Annotated in this window: 18 protein-coding genes and 1 pseudogene; 10 read left to right on the plus strand and 9 right to left on the minus strand. The window is 33.9% G+C overall.

Annotated elements, in window-relative coordinates:
* Nucleotides 1-124 precede the first annotated feature (124 nt).
* From ACIQZG_RS14855 to ACIQZG_RS14870, 4 genes are all read left to right on the plus strand, one after another.
* Nucleotides 125-853, plus strand: a complete 729-nt coding sequence (locus ACIQZG_RS14855) for a response regulator transcription factor (protein WP_402756236.1) — start codon at nt 125-127, stop codon at nt 851-853.
* On the plus strand, nt 853-2577 hold the full coding sequence (locus ACIQZG_RS14860; RefSeq protein ID WP_402756237.1) for a sensor histidine kinase: 1725 nt from the start codon (nt 853-855) through the stop codon (nt 2575-2577). Before ACIQZG_RS14855 ends, ACIQZG_RS14860 begins: the two co-directional genes overlap by 1 nt.
* A 414-nt stretch (nt 2578-2991) precedes the next feature.
* A complete protein-coding gene (locus ACIQZG_RS14865) occupies nt 2992-3168 on the plus strand; it encodes a site-specific integrase (protein ID WP_402756238.1) in 177 nt (58 codons plus the stop codon).
* Nucleotides 3169-3392: 224 nt separating this feature from the next.
* Nucleotides 3393-3617: a tyrosine-type recombinase/integrase gene (locus tag ACIQZG_RS14870; protein WP_402756240.1), complete on the plus strand. Its 225-nt coding sequence runs from the start codon at nt 3393-3395 to the stop codon at nt 3615-3617.
* 444 nt (nt 3618-4061) lie between these two features.
* Here ACIQZG_RS14870 and ACIQZG_RS14875 read toward each other — a convergent pair.
* Nucleotides 4062-4852: pseudogene (locus ACIQZG_RS14875) on the minus strand (DUF2935 domain-containing protein).
* A gap of 286 nt (nt 4853-5138) precedes the next feature.
* On the opposite strand from ACIQZG_RS14875, the gene ACIQZG_RS14880 reads away from it, so the two are divergent.
* The 5 genes from ACIQZG_RS14880 to ACIQZG_RS24570 all read left to right on the plus strand — a co-directional run bounded on the left by ACIQZG_RS14880 (nt 5139) and on the right by ACIQZG_RS24570 (nt 7264).
* Nucleotides 5139-5255, plus strand: coding sequence for a YjcZ family sporulation protein (locus ACIQZG_RS14880; protein ID WP_402756242.1), 117 nt, complete (start codon nt 5139-5141; stop codon nt 5253-5255).
* Between the two features lie 222 nt (nt 5256-5477).
* Entirely contained in the window at nt 5478-5615 is a 138-nt protein-coding gene (locus tag ACIQZG_RS14885) for a YjcZ family sporulation protein (RefSeq protein WP_402756244.1), read from the plus strand.
* A gap of 557 nt (nt 5616-6172) precedes the next feature.
* Entirely contained in the window at nt 6173-6295 is a 123-nt protein-coding gene (locus ACIQZG_RS14890; protein ID WP_402756246.1) for a YjcZ family sporulation protein, read from the plus strand.
* 220 nt (nt 6296-6515) lie between these two features.
* Complete coding sequence (locus ACIQZG_RS14895; protein WP_402756248.1) at nt 6516-6653, plus strand: YjcZ family sporulation protein; 138 nt, start codon at nt 6516-6518, stop codon at nt 6651-6653.
* A 533-nt stretch (nt 6654-7186) separates the two neighbouring features.
* On the plus strand, nt 7187-7264 hold the full coding sequence (locus ACIQZG_RS24570) for a hypothetical protein (RefSeq protein ID WP_483869788.1): 78 nt from the start codon (nt 7187-7189) through the stop codon (nt 7262-7264).
* Nucleotides 7265-7817: 553 nt separating this feature from the next.
* Here ACIQZG_RS24570 and ACIQZG_RS14900 read toward each other — a convergent pair.
* The 3 genes from ACIQZG_RS14900 to ACIQZG_RS14910 all read right to left on the minus strand — a co-directional run bounded on the left by ACIQZG_RS14900 (nt 7818) and on the right by ACIQZG_RS14910 (nt 11693).
* Nucleotides 7818-8159: a hypothetical protein gene (locus tag ACIQZG_RS14900; protein WP_402756249.1), complete on the minus strand. Its 342-nt coding sequence runs from the start codon at nt 8157-8159 to the stop codon at nt 7818-7820.
* Nucleotides 8160-8665: 506 nt separating this feature from the next.
* Complete coding sequence (gene bluB, locus ACIQZG_RS14905; protein WP_402756328.1) at nt 8666-9307, minus strand: 5,6-dimethylbenzimidazole synthase; 642 nt, start codon at nt 9305-9307, stop codon at nt 8666-8668.
* A 184-nt stretch (nt 9308-9491) separates the two neighbouring features.
* Nucleotides 9492-11693: a peptidoglycan D,D-transpeptidase FtsI family protein gene (locus tag ACIQZG_RS14910; protein WP_402756250.1), complete on the minus strand. Its 2202-nt coding sequence runs from the start codon at nt 11691-11693 to the stop codon at nt 9492-9494.
* A 1381-nt stretch (nt 11694-13074) separates the two neighbouring features.
* Between ACIQZG_RS14910 and ACIQZG_RS14915 the strand changes: the two genes are divergently transcribed.
* Nucleotides 13075-13266, plus strand: coding sequence for a hypothetical protein (locus tag ACIQZG_RS14915; protein WP_402756251.1), 192 nt, complete (start codon nt 13075-13077; stop codon nt 13264-13266).
* A 130-nt stretch (nt 13267-13396) separates the two neighbouring features.
* On the opposite strand, the gene ACIQZG_RS14920 is transcribed toward ACIQZG_RS14915, so the two are convergent.
* From ACIQZG_RS14920 to ACIQZG_RS14940, 5 genes are all read right to left on the minus strand, one after another.
* Nucleotides 13397-13732: a hypothetical protein gene (locus tag ACIQZG_RS14920; RefSeq protein WP_402756253.1), complete on the minus strand. Its 336-nt coding sequence runs from the start codon at nt 13730-13732 to the stop codon at nt 13397-13399.
* Between the two features lie 413 nt (nt 13733-14145).
* A complete protein-coding gene (locus ACIQZG_RS14925) occupies nt 14146-14643 on the minus strand; it encodes a GrpB family protein (RefSeq protein ID WP_402756255.1) in 498 nt (165 codons plus the stop codon).
* Between the two features lie 544 nt (nt 14644-15187).
* Nucleotides 15188-15577 (minus strand): VOC family protein, encoded by a 390-nt coding sequence (locus tag ACIQZG_RS14930; RefSeq protein ID WP_402756257.1) that lies wholly within the window; start codon nt 15575-15577, stop codon nt 15188-15190.
* A gap of 847 nt (nt 15578-16424) precedes the next feature.
* Nucleotides 16425-17654 carry an MFS transporter gene (locus tag ACIQZG_RS14935; RefSeq protein ID WP_402756259.1) on the minus strand — a complete coding sequence of 410 codons (1230 nt, stop codon included), beginning with the start codon at nt 17652-17654 and terminating at the stop codon, nt 16425-16427.
* Between the two features lie 863 nt (nt 17655-18517).
* Nucleotides 18518-20224, minus strand: a complete 1707-nt coding sequence (locus ACIQZG_RS14940; protein ID WP_402756261.1) for a putative bifunctional diguanylate cyclase/phosphodiesterase — start codon at nt 20222-20224, stop codon at nt 18518-18520.
* Nucleotides 20225-20261 lie beyond the last annotated feature (37 nt).

A 20261-nucleotide genomic window follows, 5' to 3' on the forward strand; every position in this document is an offset into this window, starting at 1 on the left:
CGCAGTTTAAGTTCTGTTTATTTTCAATGGAATAGTGACAAATGCATATGTGTTTATCCATTCATACAATGTATTTAAATGATACAATTAAGACCATGCTTATCGAGAAAGGATAGATTCAAATATGAATTTGCAGGATGTTTTGATTTTACTTGTTGACGATGAACCGGCAATTCGGGACATGTTACAGTTGATTTTAAATAAGGAAGGTTTTAGACAAATTGATAGTGCAAGTACTGCTCAAGAGGCGTTAAATGCGTGCGAAAGGAAGAAATATGACATAATTCTTCTAGATGTAATGCTACCAGATAAAAGTGGATTTGATATTTGTCCATTCCTACGAGTGACAACGGATGCCCCGATATTATTTATAACAGCCAAAAACTCAGATTTAGAGAAATTAACAGGCTTCGCTATGGGCGGGGACGATTATATTACTAAACCCTTTAATCCATTAGAAGTAGTAGCAAGAATGAAGGCGCAACTACGCCGTGTTAAATTACATGATGATGAAAGAACAACGAATATATCTACGAATTCGTATATTTATGATTTTGGTCGCTTTCAAATTAATGAGCGTGCAGGGGAATTAATGGTTGACGGCAATGTAATGCCCTGTCCAGCACAGGTATTTCAATTACTATTATTTTTTTGTAAGCACCCAAATCAAATATTTACAAAAAGTCAATTATATGAGGCTGTATGGGGGGAAAATAGCTTTGGTGATGATAATACTGTCTCGGTCCACATTGGACGCATCAGGGAGCGAATTGAGAAAGATATGAAAGCTCCGCAGTATCTATTAACTATAAGGGGACTTGGCTATAAATTAATCCAAAAAGAGGGTATGTAATGAATCGAATTAGTCGTCGGCTCACCTTTACTTTTATCTCGCAAATTGTTTTTGTGTTGGTAGCCCTGGCAATAGGCACAATCATTTTTTTAGTGTATGTTGGTATGCAATTAGAAAGTGAACCCGAAACACAGCAATTATCGAGTAGCAGCAATAGTGCTTTAAGGCAAACTTTTTTGATAGAGAATGATAATGTAATATTAGAATCTAAAAGCGTCTCTGTTATAGAAAAACGTGAAGAGTGGTTACAAATATTGGACTCTCAAGGTAGAATGTTGGCTTCTTCAAACCTTCCATCGGATGTCCCAATGCGCTATACACCTGGTGAACTAATGGCTTTCTGGCAGAAGAGTTCACCTTTTCCATATGACCTCACTATTAGTCAAGAGACGAAAAGTGGACAAACTTATTTTGTTGTAATTGGTCAAAAGCGTCCTGCGAGACAGCTAGCAGAAAAGTTATCAGTAGAATGGGACGGTCATCACTTATCTCAGCTTGGAGAACAGCTATTACAAGAAAGTAATGGGGCATTACAAATTTTTTCAGCAAGTGGGGAAGTAGTGCGGAATTTTGGAGAAGTCAGTGAACCAATAGAGAAGCTCAATCTTGAAAACGTACTAGGAAATGAGGCGGATAACCTCAGAAATAACGGTAGCCAATACGTTTATTATGATCCAGAGAAACAGCAAACATGGGTTGTTGATCTTACATTGGCGCCTGTAAAAATGGCAGAGGTAGGAGATAATACCTCATTCTATATAGAGAAAGCACTACTAATATATGGAGTAGCTCTTATCATATTTATAGTAGCCATAGCATTTTGGTATGGCAAACAATTTGGACAACCATTTCTTTATATTATTAACTTTATTCAAAGGTTGGCGGATGGTAACTATAATGAACAAACTAAGATGAAATATTATACATTAAATCGTCGAGGGAAGATGAAACGTTCCTATCAATTACTCCGAGAAGTAATTGATTCTCTGTATGGTTTAAAGCAGAAATTAGAACAGAATGAAATGCTTCGTAAACAAATTGAGCAAACCAGTGAAGAATGGATAGTTGGTGTCTCCCATGATCTGAAAACACCATTATCTTCCATTAAAGGATATGCACATGTGCTTGAATCAGCTCCTTACAAATGGTCACAAGAAGAATTTCAAAGAATAGGGAAAACACTAAGAGAGAAATCAACATTTATGTTAGAACTAATTGATGATTTAAGCCTATCTTACCGTCTAAAAAACAATGCATTACCAATGTATTGCAAAAATCAAGATGTAAATGAAGTAACTCGAAGATCAGTTTTACATTTTATTAACGATCCGCAATTTACAACTTATGACTTTTCTTTTTATGATTCTGAAGAGCCAATTTTATATCCTCTTGATATAAAATGGTTTACCCGTATTATTGATAATATGATTTCTAATGCTACTAAGCATAATCCACCAAATACTAAAATTGATATTATTGTTAAGAAAGAACATGATAATAGCTTCGCTGTGATAATTCGAGATAATGGAAATGGGATGGATCAATCAACTTTAGATAAATTATTTGAGCGTTATTATCGAGGTACTAACTCAGAAGAGAATACAATTGGTTCTGGTTTAGGTATGAGCATAGCTAAGCAACTAACATTAGCTCATGGAGGACAAATATTTGTTAAAAGTAATTTAGGAGATGGAACTGAGATTGTATTAAAATTCTATAATTGATGAAGAAAATAATCATTAGATGGAAAAATCAATTTTACAAATTATGCAAAGTTGATTTTTGATAAATTTAATATTATCTTTTCGAAATTATATTCAACTTATTGCTATTGAGTCTTTAGAGTACGACAAGATTAACAATATTAATGAATAACTAAAGACATCAAAGTCTAAACTTTTTTGAAATTGAAGGAAAGTTTAGACTTTAATGTACATTTATTAATTTCGTCTCACTATCTCAAGTATACTTTTAGATGATATATAACTTCCTATAATATATATTATGTAAACTAAAATTATTTGGCGTGAGGGAGGGCTTGGATACGTCAGCACCCCATAATATCTGTACTTTTCGAGTTATACTTGTGAAGTTCCTTATAATTTTCATGTGAACGATAATTCTCCTTTTTTACGATAATGGGTTTTATTTGTACAGATAATAATTATTGTTTAATACGCTATCTGGAGGTTTTATATAAGCAACTACGTGCAGCTATTGATGAATTTGTTTTGAATATTGAAATTGAAAAAAATTACTCGGACAATACGGTTTTAAGTTATGAGTACGATTTACAGCTCTTTTTAGCATTTTAATGGACCGTAGCTGTTCAACTTGTTTAAATGAGATTACCAAGATCCAACTACGTCGCTTTATCCAATATCTATTAGGATCATTAAAACAAAAACCTCGTTCGGTGAACCGAAAAATTTCTTTTTTAAAATCGTTTCCCAAATATTGTTTAAGATAACACTACCTTGCTAATGATTTTACGCACGGGATTGAATCATCGAAAACCGATGATAAACTCCCTGTCTATATGACATTAACGCATCTACAACAGCTATTTAGCTATTTAGAACGCGACCAATCACGTATTTCGATGCGGAATGAGCTAATGTTTAAATTGTTAGCAACAACAGGTCTGAGACGTTCTGAGCTTGTTTCATTAACATGGGAACAAGTTGATAGAAAAATATACTATCTAATTTTTTTATTATTTGAAGTTTTATATTTTCCTTCTAGATTAAAGCAAAATAATTAAAACTTTAGCAATTGTAATTACTAAAGTTCTTTTCTAAATCAACAAGACGTTTAGTAATAAGCCCTATCACTAAATAAAAACAATAAAGCTCTACCTAATACTGATGAAAAATATACCATCCTCTACTCTATTAGTATAAAACAAACACCATAAGAAGAATCGAGAATCAGTACCATGTACCGTTGCCCATCTCGATTGCTCTCATAGCGTTGAAATACCTTGGATTTTTCAATTAATTAACTTTAATTATGTTTCTTATTTTGAAAAGTACCTATTTTTATGTAGGCTGTTTTCGTCTTCTTCTATACCAACAAAAAAAATAAACCCTCTTTATAAATTTTCTTTAGAGGGTTTCTAATTATTATTATTTTCATTCGCCCATTAATAAGGCAAGTTTGGGTTATCCGCTTTGCACTATACGTGACCCCTCGTTGAACGGAGCAGTTAAGATTTTTGTGCTGTAAGATGGGCATCGAATGCATCAATAATGTGTAGAAAATGATCTGCTTCACGGTATACGTGGTCAGCAAGAAGTGCAGGGATATTACTTTTTATTCTACAAGCTTCAATTAAATCTCTTGCTGTTTTCTTGAAATCACGTAAAGCCACAACAGATACTCGATTTTGATCAAGAAATTGGTCTAAGAGCGGTGTTGTTTCTGATTGAGGACGCATATGATCTAAATCTTGTGCCTGGAAAAGAAGTTGATCGAAATCATGACTGAACTCGCGTGCCTGATCCACTAATTTCCTTTCAGAGGGGTCTAACAGGTGACCAATGAATTTCGAATGGTCTGCCATAATCTTTAGGAAAAATACATTTTCTTGAATAATGGCTTCAGGTAATGGAATCAGAATACCTTCATTTAATTCTTTTAATCGCTTCGCAAAATAATATGCTTCACGGCTCGTATGGTCAACTAATAGCGGAATGTTGTTAGAAATTATTTTGCAACTTAAAATTAATCCTAGTACCTTTCGCTTATAAGCCCAAATATATGAGGTTGCTTGGTACACTTGAATGTTGAACTGCCTAATTACTTCAGGGTCTGTTTGTTCATTATAACTATTAGCTTGTTCTTCAATCCGCTCAAAAATAGGTATAAAATTCTTTGCTTCTTGAATAAGTTCTGTCTAATCAGCTGTAAATCCAAGACTTAAAAAAAAGCGTGTTCTTTCATTATCCGTGACCAAAATCGGATCTCTTCTAATGATTGCGTTACAAATGTAGGAATTAGATATTCCTCCTCTTATTGTATTAACGATACTTAATGTATTCAAAGTACATAAAATTAATGTCTTGCTGTATATCTAAGTAGAAAACGAGGTTTTTACTTATCCTCCCGGTTAAACAAGAAAAAAGCTATTTAATCAGCTCTATAATCTTCAAGAAAACATTCCATCGTGAACATAGCTAAGTGGAAAGGAAGCCACAGTGAGCGGTGTTATCAGGTATAACAAGCGAAGATATGAATATCAAGCTAACAAAACAAAAACTCCCTTAACATAAGCAAATTTGTAATGACAAATTCCCTATTTATCCCCTTATATGTCATATGTCTTTTTGTATCTCGATTTCAAGGATTATTCATTCTACTAATTATTGTCGGCGCTAGTTTCATGCATAAATCGTATTAACACATGAAAGTAATTGTGAGGTTAAGGTAACTTAGCCTTACACCTCCCTTTTTTTCGACACCTAGGGTCACTTTCCACCGAGTGACTCTTGTTTTCTTTAATTCTTCAAAATTCGTAACCCGATTCATTCATTTTTTTAGAAAAAGAACAATTGATTGGATGAATCCCCCTACTTATGTCAACAGCAATGCATACAATAAATTAAAGAAAGGAGAGGTTTATATGGGATACTACGGATATTCAGGCAATTTTAATAATTGTTGCACAAGCTACGGTAAGAATAATGGCTCAACATTCGTTTTAATCGTTGTTCTATTTATTCTTCTAATTATTGTCGGCGCAACTTTCATGTCGTATTAATCGTTACAGCTTTTTTAGTGTCAAAAATAAAAGAAGGTACCCTTCATTATTGACGACCATCAATCATCTCCATAACCCCTTCTGCAAACTATCATACTAGTAGCGCCATATTAATCTATCAGCCTTCCATACCCCCTGTTTTAAGCAAAGGGTCGCTCCCAGCCTGGTGACCCTTTTAATATTTTCTTTCCTCATATACGTACTTAGTTCACTCCTCATCTACTGAACATTTTCTTTCAGATATTCAATCAAAATAGTGAAGGATTTTTAAAAGTCCACTTTGGTATATCTATTTAAAGTAACCTTCTAAACCTAATTATTTACGTAAACCTCCGTTAGCTCAAGAAGCGGACTCTCCAATTGAACAATCGCCTTCCTTAGTTAAAATAATAAATCGCTATTTCAACTGAATTTCATGCAGCTCCACACAAAGCCCTATCCTTCTCAAACTATTTACATGATATTATTTTTTTCAAAAAGAAAGATTGATTAGATGAATACCATCTTTCCTTTCTATAGCTTTACATATTATGAATTATAGAAAGGAGGGATTTATTGTGGGAAATGAAAGTTATGGTTCGGACTATGGCAAACGTAATAATTCATCATTCGCTCTAATCGTTGTCCTATTCATTTTACTAATTATTGTTGGCGCTAGCTTCATGCATAAATCGTATTAACACACGATAGTAATTGTAAGATTAAGTTAACTTAGCCTTGCACCTCCCTTTTTTTCGACACCGAGGGTCACTTTCCACCGAGTGACTCTTGTTTTGTTTAATTCCTCAAAATACGTAACCGGTTTCATTCATTTTTTCAGATAAAAACAATTGATTGGATGAATCCCCTACTCATGTCAACGGCAATACATACAATAAATTAAAGAAAGGAGAGGTTTATATGGGATACTACGGATATTCAGGCAATTTTAACAATTGTTGCACAAGCTATGGTAAGAATAATAGCTCAACATTCGTTTTAATCGTTGTTCTATTTATTCTTCTAATTATTGTCGGCGCAACTTTCATGTCGTATTAATCGTTACAGCTTTTTTAGTGTCAGAAAATAAAAGAAGGTTCCCTTCATTATTGACGACCAATAATCATCTCCATAACCCCTTCTGCAAACTATCATACTAGTAGCGCCATATTAATCTATCAGCCTTCCATACCCCTGTTTTAAGCAAAGGGTCGCTACCAGCCTGGTGACCCTTTTAATATTTGCTTTCCTCATATACATACTTAGTTCACTCCTCATCTACTGAACATTTTCTTTCAGATATTCAATCAATATAGTGATGGATTTTTAAAATTCCACTCCTTCTACTTCAACTAAACTTTCGTTAGTTGAAGTAGCGAACTCTGTAATTGAACAATCGCCCCTCGTTATCCATCCAAATAGCTTAAAATCATCGCAACACAATAGAAAATAGAAGATAATTACGTTTGTTACACAAATATCCCGAGTGCGCAAAATTCGAGAAAATCCGTGGCCGAAAGCACGAGAGTCTGTTACTAATTGATGTAACGATTACCGTAAATCCAAATTTAAATGTATGACAATCACACGACATTACAGAATCTATTGAATCAGCAGTACAAAAGCAAAATAATAATGCAGTTACCTTTATTCATATCGAACCTTATTAACCGAAAGATGTAATTATTTGTGAAGACGATTATCATTTCTAACTTTATAAAAATCAAATTGAAGATCTCTTTAAGTTTTATATTGCTATTTTAAAATTCGTAACCTAAAGGCTAATCGTACCTAAGTATGAACAGGCCTAATATACAATAAAAAAAGTTGATAAGGAGAAATACTCCATATCAACTTTTTAACCTTCGTCAAGATATAGTAACAACCATCTACATTTGTCCCACTTATGAATAATTTTTATGAATATTGGTCAAATCTACATTAAACGATAATTAGCATTATTTAAACGAATAATCCCCTTTTAAACGATAAATTATGGGAAGCATCCGATAATTAGAAAGTTGTGACCCAAGTATATATATTATGTAAACTAAAATCAATTGGCGTAGACGAGGGCTTAAATTAGTCAATTCCCCATAATATCTGTACTTTTTGTATATGGACAAGAATGTCCATATACAAAAAGTACTATTGAAGAGAGGAAAAAAGAAATCAATAAATATCAAAAAGCATAAGCTTTTTACGCCTATGCTTTTTCAAAAATTAATGCATCGTTATTCTTTTACAAGCTATTTTTGCTGCTGGAGTTCCAACACCTGCATCAAGTGCTGCATCTACTGATTCTCCCCAAGAACCACTGCTACCCTTTATTTCGTTCCCTGCTTTAAAAACTCCCTCTGCTACAATTTTTACACAATCATAATAGTCTGGGTTAGGATTACTTTCAAGATACTGTGCAGCTAATTCGTCTGCTTTCTTTTGTATTGACACTCGACCTTGTTCAGCCAATGAACTAAAAACACTCTCAGCTTGCCCACCAAAATGTACTATATCGTCGTTAATGTCTCGACCAGTACGATGTATATCTCCCATTTCAGATGACATATTTAGTCCTCCCAATCTTTGAAATTTGAACATGTTTTTAAGTTCACATATATTTTCTCCAACTGAGATGGGTCTTATCCATCAACAACTATTTCTTTTTGGTTTATATAAAAAATTTAACATGTTTTATCCAAACATAATCTAAAGAATCCTTATTTAATGATTTTTCGGATGTCCGTAGATTCATGTCCACGTACACTTTTCGATTTGCACTTCTGAAGTTCCTGTCCAGATAAGAATTATTGTTTATCACGAAATCGGGAGTTTTTATACATGCAACTATATGCTGCCATTGATGTATTTGTTTTATATTAGAGATTTAAAAAATTTCTTGGTTAATACATCATGCGTATTTCATGTCAAATTCTTGCCTTGTCATTCCATAGCAAATACCATCCTTTGGTGAAAATGATATTTCTTAGTTGTCCCTCTTTTAGGTAACTTAACTTCTCATGCAAGTGCATCGATGGCGTATTAAAAGAGCACCCTGATAGATTAATAAGTCTTTAGTTTTGTCCCCATTTGTTTTCGAAAATAAGATGTTCTAAAGAACGTCTTTTTTCCCAATTAGCTAACTCTAAAATGGGCTTTTCCGGGTAATTTTCAGTATAACCGATTGAGATAAGAGCAATGGGATCGATGTGTGGTGGTATCTCTAAAATGTCTCTAATATCATTCTTTTTATAAAAACTTACCCACCCCATCGCAAGTCCTTCAGCACAAGCTGCTAACCACATATTTTGAATGGCACAGGCTGTTGATAAAATATCTGTTTCAGGAATTGAATTTCGTCCTAATACATGTGAACCTCCTCTTGTAGGGTCACATGTAACACAAATGGTTATAGGAGCTTCTTTTAAACCCTCAATTTTCAAATCAAGGAATTTCATTTTTTTTCCTTCATCATAATGAATAGCTAATGCTCGGCTTTCTTTTTCTGCTGCCCAAGCCAATTTTTCTTTAATTTCGTCAGTGGAAATCAAAATAAAGTTCCAAGGTTGCATAAATCCTACTGAAGGTGCATGATGAGCTGCATTTAATATTCTATGTATAATGTTATCAGGAATAGGAGTTGATAAAAAACTTCGAATATCTCTCCTATTATAAATAACTTTATAAATAGATTCTCTTTCTTCATTAGAAAACATAAATTTATCCCCTTTTTTTACAAAAATGTTTATTTTTAATATTAACTGATTTTTCATTATTCTGCCACGTAAGTTGAAGTAAAAATGCACCAAAAGCGGGTTTGGGTGTGTTTGTCCTTATCGTTGTATATCCGCATAAATCTAACGGGACTACGTTGGGCTATAGTAACCCAACGTTCCTCCCTTATTCTTGTTCATCCTCACCAATTTTTTCTTCGGTGATTGCTGGAAGAATTGGTTGTTCCACATTACTTTCAGAAACTTTAGTCGATTCATATTTAGCCTTTAGCTCAAAATACTTATCAAGTGAACGTCTAGCAATGTTATTCGCATGAGGTAAAGGTGTCACAAAGTTTGTTGTTGCCCAAGGAATAACAACAGCATAGGCAATTTCAGGATTTTCGTATGGTGCAAAGCCAACATGTGTTAAGTTTAATGTGTTCGTTCTCCATTTATCTTCTAATGGTCCATAATAAACTACCTCAGCTGTTCCGGTTTTCCCTGCTGCTGTGTACGGTGTATTAGCAAATTGTTTACGAGCAGAACCTAGCGAACCAATATATACACGACGAAGACCTTTTTTTACATGATCAATTTCTTCTGTCGGATTATCGATTCGGTTTAAAATAGTTGGTTCAATAACTATTGCCAATGGGCCAAGTTGTTGTCCATCTTTTGATGGCTCACGTACTTCCTTCACTACATGTGGTTGAATTCGATAGCCACCATTTGCGACTGTCGAAATGTATTGCGCTAATTGTAACGTTGTATAAGTATCATACTGCCCAATCGCTAAATCGAGTGTTTTACCACCCATTGTTGGATCTGATCGACCCATTACTCCACTTACCTCGTTTGGTAAATCAATAGCTGTTTTGACACCTAAGCCAAATTGTGCATAATTATTACGCATTGTTGGGAAAGTATTATCGTTCAAGCGCAATGGCATATTATAACTATATGGCGTGCCATTTAGGAGCAACGCAATTTGAAACATATAAGAGTTGGAAGAGCGTTCAAGCGCCATTAAATCATTCATTGAAATATAGCCCGTTTCGTTGAAAATCGATTTCTTCGGTTCCGTACTCATTAATTTAATTGGTTGATCTCCCAAAGTTGTATTCATTTTAATAACACCTTGGTTATAACCCGTTAATACGGTTGCTGCTTTAACAACCGAACCAGCCTCATAAGCTGTTGTAAATGTGCCATAAGCATAATCTAATATCACATTTTTCCCTGTATCAGGATCCTTCTCAATTTTCTTACCTACCATCGACAAAACATCTCCAGTATTTGGATCCATCATTACTAAAAATGCGCGGTCTAATAAATACGAGCCACCTAATGATTTTAAAGCGAGTAACTCTTCTTCAACAATCTTCTCTGTTTCTGCAAGTAATTCACTATCAAACGTTAGCACTAAATCCTTACCTGGCTCACCCTCATACGTTGTAATTGTATCGATAACTTGCCCTTTTTTATTGGTAATATTTTTAACGACTGACTTTTGACCTTGCAATAGCTCTTCGTATTGCGCTTCAATATAACTTTCGCCTACTCGGTCATTACGCGAGTAATCACGTGCTAGATAATAATCAAGCTTATCATTTGGTATCCCTTTAGCAGGAGTTGTGGTACGCCCTAAAACTGATAGTGGGGACAGTTTCACACGCTTCCAATCCGTAGTCGTATTTACACCCGGTAATTCTGTTAAACGTTCAGATACGCGTGCAAATTCGTCATCCGTTACATTTTCACTTTTAATAATCTGCGGTGATAAATTGTAGCCAGACGCCATTTCACGATAAATGGCTAGCACTTCTAAATCTGCTTCCGTTAGTTGTGCTAACTCCTCGTCTGTAATACGTTCACGGACAAGTTTATATATCGCTGCGTCCGCTTGACTTTGCGTAATATCTTCATTTGTTTCAATTTTTTTCTTTTCTTTTTCCGTTACCTTTTCATAAGCAGCATCATGATTTTTCAAAATCCAAAAGTCTTGTTTATCACGCTGTGTCACACGATTTGTAGGTTGTTCGATTAATGCAGCTAATTTCACTGCGATTTTTAACATTTCATCTGTTTTAGTCGTTTGCATTTTTGTATACGTAATCGCATTTTCTGGTTGATTGTCAACTAGTATACGTCCATAACGGTCATACATGCGTCCCCTTGGCACACTTGTGTTCACTGACACTTCCTTTGGTTCTAAATTTTGCACATAATCTTCACCTTTTACAATTTGCATATAACCAAGTCTAAAAATTAACACTGAAAATATGATAAATATAGTAAAGAAAAGGACATTCATACGAAATGTTAAACTTGAATGATGCTTCGCCTTGACACTCGATGCTCGACTCTTCCCTAGCGTTTTGCGCAAATGGATTCACCTCCTATATATTCAAATTTACGATACTATGTATACCACCCGAATCCTCGTCAGAAAAGCACGGTCTATCGATAGTGTGCATTTACATCTATTTCTCCAGAGAGTAATTTTGCCCTTCACTAAAATTACTTTTGTTTAATATATTTCCTTACAAAATCCTTAAATATTGTTCAAAGCTTTCATTTTATTCATTAGGTGTTCTTGCGCCAACTAAAAGCATAAAAAAGTATCCACCTAATAGACGGACTTCTTATATAATAAATTTCATATATTTTCTCTTTTTTCAATGTATCTTTTTTAATGTGCTATATTATTGGACATTGTACTGTAACCAGATTATTATTTTTCCAGAAATACCTTATAATGATAGTTAAAGGAATATTGATTTCGTTAAAAATTTATATTTACTGTAAATGAGTATTTTTACATATAAAAATTACCATCAAAAAGCAATGACTATTACCTTATGCACTTGAACCTCATTTTTGATCGCTTGTGCACTGTAGATTTGTTCTCCGCTGAAACCGAGACGACCCATGACTTGCTTATAATATGTTTTAATCGGCAACGGTGGCTATAATACGTAAGAATTTGTTCCGTTGTTAGCTTAGAATCTGTACTCAAAAAACAGCGCATATTCTTTGGCTCCATTGATGCTTCCTGTGGCCAACACAGAAGTACTACACCGTTTTCAATATCATTCAAGGCCCCTTCATAACGATACACGCGATACGTTTCTCCACCAACCGTCACGAGATTGGTGTCCCCTTCCCCCCTCCCTTACTTTTATAACGTTCGAAATGAGCATAAGTTCCAATTATAGGCAAAAATTCCATTACAAGTTTAGAAAATCTATTTTTGGATTATCGAGTGCGTTGCATATATTTTAGAAATTCTGTATAAATAGCTTCGATATACTCTTTCAGCTTAAATTGATATTTAACTATTCAATAAAAAGGTTTGTACCAACACTGGAAAATATATAGTAATCCGAGTTTCCTTGACTATCCAATTTTGACTCACTTATTTCTCGCTTATTATATAGAGCGGAAAGAGTTGAGAAAAATGTGGGATTGCTACAGAACCTATACCTGATTGAAAACTAAATAACTGTGTGTCATTCGAAACGTTGAATTGAATATCTCCACCACTGAAACGAATATCAATAAGATATTTTTAATTAGAATCCATAAAATCTACCTACAGTAACATTTTTTGCACTAACCTACACTGTTAGTTTCAAAAAAAAACTATTTTCTCATATTTTGTTATTAAGCTAACTAGGTAGTTTTTAGGGGGATAAATTAGAATTTTAGATAAAATATAGATGGTGTATGGAATGAGCTTATTCAACTGAAGGAGGAGCCGAATTATGAAGTTAATGAAAATAGCATATACAGGATTAGCGGCAAGTGTTTTATTAACGGAATGTACGAAGGAAGAAACTAAAGTTGAAGAAGCAAATTCAGAAGTAACTAAGGTCAATAACGCGAAGGTTTGGAAGGACGTTTCAACTCCTGAAGGTTTCAACAATTATGGAATTGAACCAACATTGGAAGGTTAGATTGCCTATCACGCTGAAATATTGTCAAAACAACCGATGTGAACGAATATCACCCGAGGGCAAATCGAATCTCCAATGAAATGAAATATTTTTGGGTTCAAGGCATGACCTTCAAACAGACTTTGTTTAGCTATTCGTCTTCTACACTAGATGGTCTGATTGTCTTTCCGTTTTTAACCATAGCCCAATGTTCGATCTTGTCTTTTTCATTCAAATATAATAGGTATTCTATATCACTTTTCTCACCATCTAATGGTTTCACTAGATATGTTCTCGTTGCTACCCTCAATGTACCATGTGATTGTCTATCTACTACTTTAACTTTAAAACCTAATTCTAACTCTATTTGTTGAACTTCCTTGGTTCTTTCAGCCGAGTCCCATTTAATTAATCCTACAATCGCTAGAAGTATCATACCTATGCCAATAAACGTAATCCACTTTAAAATACCCCTTTTATTCTTCATCTTTTCCCCCGTCTTCGCTCTAACAGAGCATCTAAACTTATTGTATAATTGCACCCGTTATCCTGATAAGGAACTTCTTTTTTTGATTAGAAACATAACCCACCAAACAAGTAAAAATATGAAACAAATGATTACATAGATAGAATGAGTTCGCCAAATCTTAAAGCCATCCTTCTTTATTTTGCATGAGGCTAACAATATTAAGGAAACCTATCATTCAAAAACCTTCCTTTAAATTCCCATTTCTTTAGCATTTAGACGTTTAACTAGACAAATTGTTCCATATTATACTGGTCTTAAACTCAACGAATATCGAAATACCTTTATGGCAAAGATTCCTTTTTTAATATCACTGATGAGTATTAGAGCAACAATATATACTAAAAGAGCTTAATTAAAAGAACAGCATATACTCACAGTTCATTAAATTCAGGAGTAGCCATTATTTTTTGGAAAAATTCATTTTTGGCTACTCTATATTCATCCATTTCTTTCCCTTCAAATTCTATTTTCAGTTCATCATATTCCACCCTAAAAATATCATTTAGTATTAATACATCGCGAAATTTCCAAAAAAAATCATATTCTGAATCTATAATAGTTAATTGAACTCCTAGAGGAGGTATTGTTGAATCATCTTTAAAAGCTCTAAAACTGTCGGTTTTTACACTGCCTTCATTAAGGTCATATAATTTTGAAAGTGTCTGTACTGCTTTTAAGAATAGTTCGGGAGTAACGCGAACTTGTATATCTAAATCACCTTTTGTAAGGCTATGAGGGACAGCTGTACTTCCAACGTGTTGGACATCAGCTTCTGGCATATGTTCATGAATTAACTTTTTTTGTACTAAGAAAGTTTTCTCTACCTTTTCTTTAAAAAGACTATTTTCAAAAAAATTAACTTGTTCCATACTTACCTCCCTAAAAAATCTTCACGGTTAATTTCGCCCTTTTATTGTACTAACCTGCTGCTTACATAATGAGTTCAAGATAATGGCGCGACTCCTTTTTCGATTAAAAGTGTAAGAATGTTTGAGAAAAAGGCATCTATAATAAACGTTTGGAACTTCCGAATATAATGTTCGTGTTTAATTTGGTTTTCAACGTGTCCAGTCGATGGAAGCATCGCACTTTCGTTGTTTTAATACGTATAATCTTAGTGTTTTTTTATAAATCGTTCGTTAATTTACTTGTGGTAGGATTTTTGCAAACAATCGTCTCAAACTATATATCACTTTAATTCCCTTTTTATGCAAAAAGCTTTAGAAATGCCTAGACATGCTCAAGGTAAAAAGAAAATCATTGCAAAAGTGCCCGTTTAAGACACATATGACCTTAGTTTAACGTACTCCAAAGGATTTGCTCAGCCTTGTTTCGAAACTGAAACAATCCACAATATGATTAGGGGAATTTAATTGCGATTGTAACGGTGGGAACTGCAACTTACTAAAACCTTCAAACTCCCAAAACTGTTTTAATACGATTATTTTCTTCTAGCTTATCCAAGTATTCGAAGAGACCAAGTTGATTTCCCCAAGGGTCAGTGAAAGTCCCCCATTTCGCAGAAACTTCTTCACGGGTATATATCTCAAATTCGTCAATTCCTAATTTTTCTACAAGTCTATCTCTTTCGGTTATTAAATTAGTAACGCCTAAACGTAAAGGTCCACTTGCTTCTGATGGTATTCCTTCAGCAACTTGCAACCAGCAACCAGGGATGACTTCCCATTCTACAAAACCATCATGCGGTACGTAATCAGGTTTTTTGTTTAATAGTGTTTCATACCAGTTGCGTCCTTCTTTAAAATCAGTAACACGAACTTGAATAGTTATTTCAAAAATCATTTATTCCCCTCCCATAATTGTCCATATTATATGTATTCAATAACTAAAGATGGTTCTCCTTCTTGTTAAACTAAGCTGTTCCGTAAGTTGAATAGCAACCGTCTTTGAGGAAACATCAGCAACAAAATACAAAGTTAATCCCACTTCTATGTACTGAGGTCATTAACAGTAATATATAACCAACCTTTGAAATTTCCTGTAGTATACTTTCGATTGTTTAATACGCTTCGCTCGTTTTGTCATACATTTGTGAATTAGCATAATGGACCGTCGTGTAGAGTCTTCAATAAGCCTAATCCTCATCACAGTGTATCGAAAACGGTATTCCAAATGGTAATCGGACCAATCTTTTTTATTAAATATTATTGTAAAAAATCCCCACTCTCCCATACTGTCTTGTAAAAAAACAGTTTCAATCCGATTGGTTACTAAAACGCCAGGATCATTGATTTTCCAATGATCCTGGCGTTTCATTTTTCTATTGAATATGTACCATCATATTTAAGTGTTCAGCAACGTCGTTTATTGTTCTTTTAAGGGCAACTAGCTTGATTTATATAATCAAAATAGATTTTAAAAAATCGGAATTCTAATAAGAGTTATTAAATTCATCTTGGAATCTTTCTTATCTATCTCATATAAGCCCTTTTATAAGGTCTAAAAGATATTAGTCAAATACGAGGTTTGGAGTTGCCTTCAGCCTTCTATTTGAAAAATGTGTAACATGCACTACATAATCATTACCATGTTTTACAACTAGTAATCAAAGTTCGATTTAAAGGGCTTAAATGCGTCTTGTAAATAATTACATAACAAGCGTTTTTTGCACTCAAAATAACTTCATTATTTATGACAGCTGCTTTGGGGTGCGAATCAATAATACCATACCTAAAATTCCTATAATAGGTCCGATGGCAAGAATCGAGAACACCCATTTCCACCCTATTATGTTCTCTACAACTGGAATTAAATATATTGAAATCACTGTTATTAAAAAACCTACAGCCATTTGGAATGTTAGTGCAGTTCCTACATACTCAGGCTTTGCATAATCAGTAACCATTGCAGAAAACTGTGCAGAATCAGCTATTACAGATATTCCCCAAATTACTGCAATAATTATTGTGATCCAAATTGAATGTCCAAATGTAAATCCAATACATATTGAAGAAACCGCACTAACAATCATAGCTAACATAGCAAGTCTCTCTTTTCCTATTTTATCTGCAAACAGTCCTCCAAATATAGAACCAATAGCACCTGAAATTCCTATTGTTACAAATGACAACAAAGTACTTATCTCTTGAAAATTTGTGCCTTGTAAAGCTATTTTAAAGCTTTCTGCTAAAAACAACGGAATCCAAGTCCACATCGCATATAATTCCCACATATGACCAAAATACCCGCAGTTAGCTAACATTACGGGTTTGTTTTTGAGTACTAGGTTGATAGAGTCAAAAGACAAATTAGGTTTCTTTTTAGTTAACATCGGTGCATCTGGAAGTATAAATTGCATAATTACTGCTGCTATTAAAGCTAGTAATGAACTAATAAGGATTACCATCTTCCAACTAACATTAGATGTAAACAACAACAACAAATGTGGCGATGAGGAACCTAATGTCAGAGCGCCGATTAACACTCCTACACTAAACCCACGTCTATTTTGAAACCAAATTGATACTAATTTCACTGCAGTCGGATAAATACCTGCCATTGTTACGCCTGTTAAAAAACGTAAGAATAAGGCTATTCCTATGGTAGAACTTAGAGTAAATAAAGCATTTACAACAGCCCCAATTATGCATGAAATCACAACAAATTTTCTAGGATTAAAACGATCTGCAAGCCCTAACAAAAAGGAAATGATTGCGCCGAAAATAAAACCTATCTGAACGGAGGTTGTCAACCAAGAACCTTCTACAGAATTCATCCCCCACTCTAGTTTTAATTGAGGAAGGACCGCAGAAGCACTAAACCATAAACTTAAGGCAAATAGTTCTGCAAGAGCTATCCAAAATAATGCTTTCCAACGATTAGTCGTTTTATTTTTAGAACTCATATTAAACATAAGCATATTAGTCTTCTCCTTTCACTTTTTTAACAATTGTCCGTTTTTTTACCATCAAAACACTATTTTTTATAGAAAACTTTAAATGAGCAAAATTAGTTACTAATATTTTCACACAGCTAGGTAGTGCTTGTAGCGGCGGCGAATGTTTTTCCGTACGAAAGCGAAGCGGCAGCAGCGCGAGACTCTAGCAGGAATAGCATGAGAAGTAAGACGCAACAAACCACGCATAGCGAGGGTTACGATATGCCTGCGGAAAGCTCTTATACATTAACAGAATGGAAATAATTGTTTTGAAAATTTCTTATTGTTAGTAGAAAAGATATAAAATATATGTTTACTAAAGAGAAAAAACAAAAATGTCAATAAAATGAAAATAATATAGATTGATTATATAACATAAAATACCTATTTAACCTTAATAATAAATTCCTGAAAAATTTTTCTTAATCTGTGGAGTAGTTTAGATAAAAATAGTAAAAAGAACACAAATGAAAAACTCATTTGTGTTCTTTCGATTTAACCCATTCAGTCACCTTTTTTAGCAATTCGGTGAGATGACTTTTGAATATAATGTTCGTTTTTTATTTAATTGAAAGTGTATCTGGCTGATGGAAACATCGCATTTCCACCTCTCGAATACGAATAATCGGTAGTTAGTTGCGCGTTATTGTTCGTTAATTATCCTGTGTCAGGAATTTTGAAAACAAACTTCAATACTTAAATCCCTCACTGTTTAAACGAGCAAGCCCTTATGAACGATAAATTATAGGACGCTTCCAATAATTAAACAAATTCAATAAATATATATATTATGTAAACTAAGTGTGCCATGAAATTAAGGCTCAAAATTAGAGGAGCCTTGTTTTTTAATGTGAATCTACTTTTTCCAAAATGTTCATTGTAAAATCTTCTGCAGATAATGGCTTGCTAAAATAATAGCCTTGAACATATTCGCATCCGTATTTACGTAAAACATTCAATTCAGCCTCGTTCTCAACGCCTTCAGCAACAACTTTTAACTCCATTGCGTGAGCTAATGAAATAATGGCTGAAATCATAGCAATTCCAGACTTTCCTGAAATGATATCTTGCACAAATGCTCTGTCAATTTTTAAAACATCTACAGGGAATTTTTTTAAATAATTCAGAGATGCATAGCCAGTCCCAAAGTCATCAATCGATATTGTAATACCAAGAGCCTTTAATTCCCCAATTGTTTGAATCAATTTTTCTGTATAATCAAGCATACTCATTTCAGTGATTTCTATTTCTAATGTACTTGGGTCAATCTTAGTTTCAGCAATGACATCTCGCACCATATCTACAAAGCCATCTGCGCTAATATGAATCGGTGAAATATTGACAGCAACTTGTAAATTCAAACCATATACTTTGTTCCAATGATGAGTTTGTATACTAGCCTTTCTTAGTACCCATACCCCAATATCATTGATTAGACCACATTCCTCTGCAAATGGAATAAAGCGATCTGGTGGCAGGTGACCTAAATCAGAATCATACCAGCGTAATAACGCCTCCATACCTACTATCGCACCCGTTTTCAAGTCTATTTTTGGTTGGTAATGGAGCTCTAATAAATCTTTTTTTAATGCTTGATGTAATTTTGTTTCGAGCATAAGCCATTTATCATTATCATCATCCATGTTTGGTAAATATAATTTATAATAATTGCCACGTGTAGTTTTCGCAGCATACATAGCGATATCAGCATTTTTTAATAACTCTTCAATAGAATTAGCTTGATCTGGGAAAACACATATCCCAATGCTAATACTCGCGTAAAATTCATATGTATCGATAATGAAACTTTCATGAAAAATCGAAAGAATTTCTTTAGCCATTTCGTCAATACGACTGGTATCATTTAAAATAAAAACAAATTCATCACTGTTATGACGATAGAATGAGTTCGAAGTGAAATCGATACTCCGTAAACGATTGGCCATTTCAACTAGGAACATGTCCCCAATAATATGTCCAAGCCCATCATTAATGTGCTTGAAACGATTTACATCAATAAAAAACAATGCAAATTTCTCACCATTGCGTCTTGATTGATGAAATTCATATTCTAGTCGTTGTTCTAACTTACGACGGTTTGGTAAGCCCGTTAACTCATCGTGGTAAGCAATATGTGTAATTTTCTTAATATCTTTTTGTGCTGTAATATCTACACGAATGGCAATGTATTGATACGGTTTATCGTTTTCATCCATGAAAGGAATGATCGTAGTTTTCACCCAGTAAAGACTACCATCTTTCGCACGATTACATACCTCTCCGTTCCACATTTCACCTTTACCTATTGTTTTCCACATCTCTCTAAAAAATGACTTCTGATGGAAACCTGAATTTAATAACCTATGATCTTGCCCTACTAATTCTTCTCGTTTGTATTTGGAAATCTTACAGAAATGATCATTTACAAATGTAATTCTCCCCGTACGGTCTGTAATAGCCACAATAATCGAACTATTTAATGCTGAAAATATATCCTGTAACTCTTTCAAGCTATAATTAGCCTGATTGAAACTGCTAGGCGCTATATTCATAGTAATCAGTCTCCGTTCATTAAAATAAAAAGCTATT

It is taken from the genome of Lysinibacillus sp. NPDC096418 (assembly GCF_044762775.1).
Classification (GTDB): domain Bacteria; phylum Bacillota; class Bacilli; order Bacillales_A; family Planococcaceae; genus Lysinibacillus.

What these genes read in the sequence shown, in the direction of transcription:
- ACIQZG_RS14915 (WP_402756251.1), top strand. Translation starts at nt 13,075, where the DNA reads ATGAAGTTAATGAAAATAGCATATACAGGATTAGCGGCAAGTGTTTTA.
- ACIQZG_RS14920 (WP_402756253.1), bottom strand. Translation starts at nt 13,732, where the DNA reads ATGAAGAATAAAAGGGGTATTTTAAAGTGGATTACGTTTATTGGCATA.
- ACIQZG_RS14895 (WP_402756248.1), top strand. Translation starts at nt 6,516, where the DNA reads ATGGGATACTACGGATATTCAGGCAATTTTAACAATTGTTGCACAAGC.
- ACIQZG_RS14880 (WP_402756242.1), top strand. Translation starts at nt 5,139, where the DNA reads ATGACAAATTCCCTATTTATCCCCTTATATGTCATATGTCTTTTTGTA.
- ACIQZG_RS14925 (WP_402756255.1), bottom strand. Translation starts at nt 14,643, where the DNA reads ATGGAACAAGTTAATTTTTTTGAAAATAGTCTTTTTAAAGAAAAGGTA.
- ACIQZG_RS14940 (WP_402756261.1), bottom strand. Translation starts at nt 20,224, where the DNA reads ATGAATATAGCGCCTAGCAGTTTCAATCAGGCTAATTATAGCTTGAAA.
- ACIQZG_RS14870 (WP_402756240.1), top strand. Translation starts at nt 3,393, where the DNA reads ATGACATTAACGCATCTACAACAGCTATTTAGCTATTTAGAACGCGAC.
- ACIQZG_RS14865 (WP_402756238.1), top strand. Translation starts at nt 2,992, where the DNA reads ATGGGTTTTATTTGTACAGATAATAATTATTGTTTAATACGCTATCTG.
- ACIQZG_RS14930 (WP_402756257.1), bottom strand. Translation starts at nt 15,577, where the DNA reads ATGATTTTTGAAATAACTATTCAAGTTCGTGTTACTGATTTTAAAGAA.
- ACIQZG_RS14885 (WP_402756244.1), top strand. Translation starts at nt 5,478, where the DNA reads ATGGGATACTACGGATATTCAGGCAATTTTAATAATTGTTGCACAAGC.
- bluB (WP_402756328.1), bottom strand. Translation starts at nt 9,307, where the DNA reads ATGTTTTCTAATGAAGAAAGAGAATCTATTTATAAAGTTATTTATAAT.
- ACIQZG_RS14855 (WP_402756236.1), top strand. Translation starts at nt 125, where the DNA reads ATGAATTTGCAGGATGTTTTGATTTTACTTGTTGACGATGAACCGGCA.
- ACIQZG_RS14900 (WP_402756249.1), bottom strand. Translation starts at nt 8,159, where the DNA reads ATGTCATCTGAAATGGGAGATATACATCGTACTGGTCGAGACATTAAC.
- ACIQZG_RS14860 (WP_402756237.1), top strand. Translation starts at nt 853, where the DNA reads ATGAATCGAATTAGTCGTCGGCTCACCTTTACTTTTATCTCGCAAATT.
- ACIQZG_RS14935 (WP_402756259.1), bottom strand. Translation starts at nt 17,654, where the DNA reads ATGCTTATGTTTAATATGAGTTCTAAAAATAAAACGACTAATCGTTGG.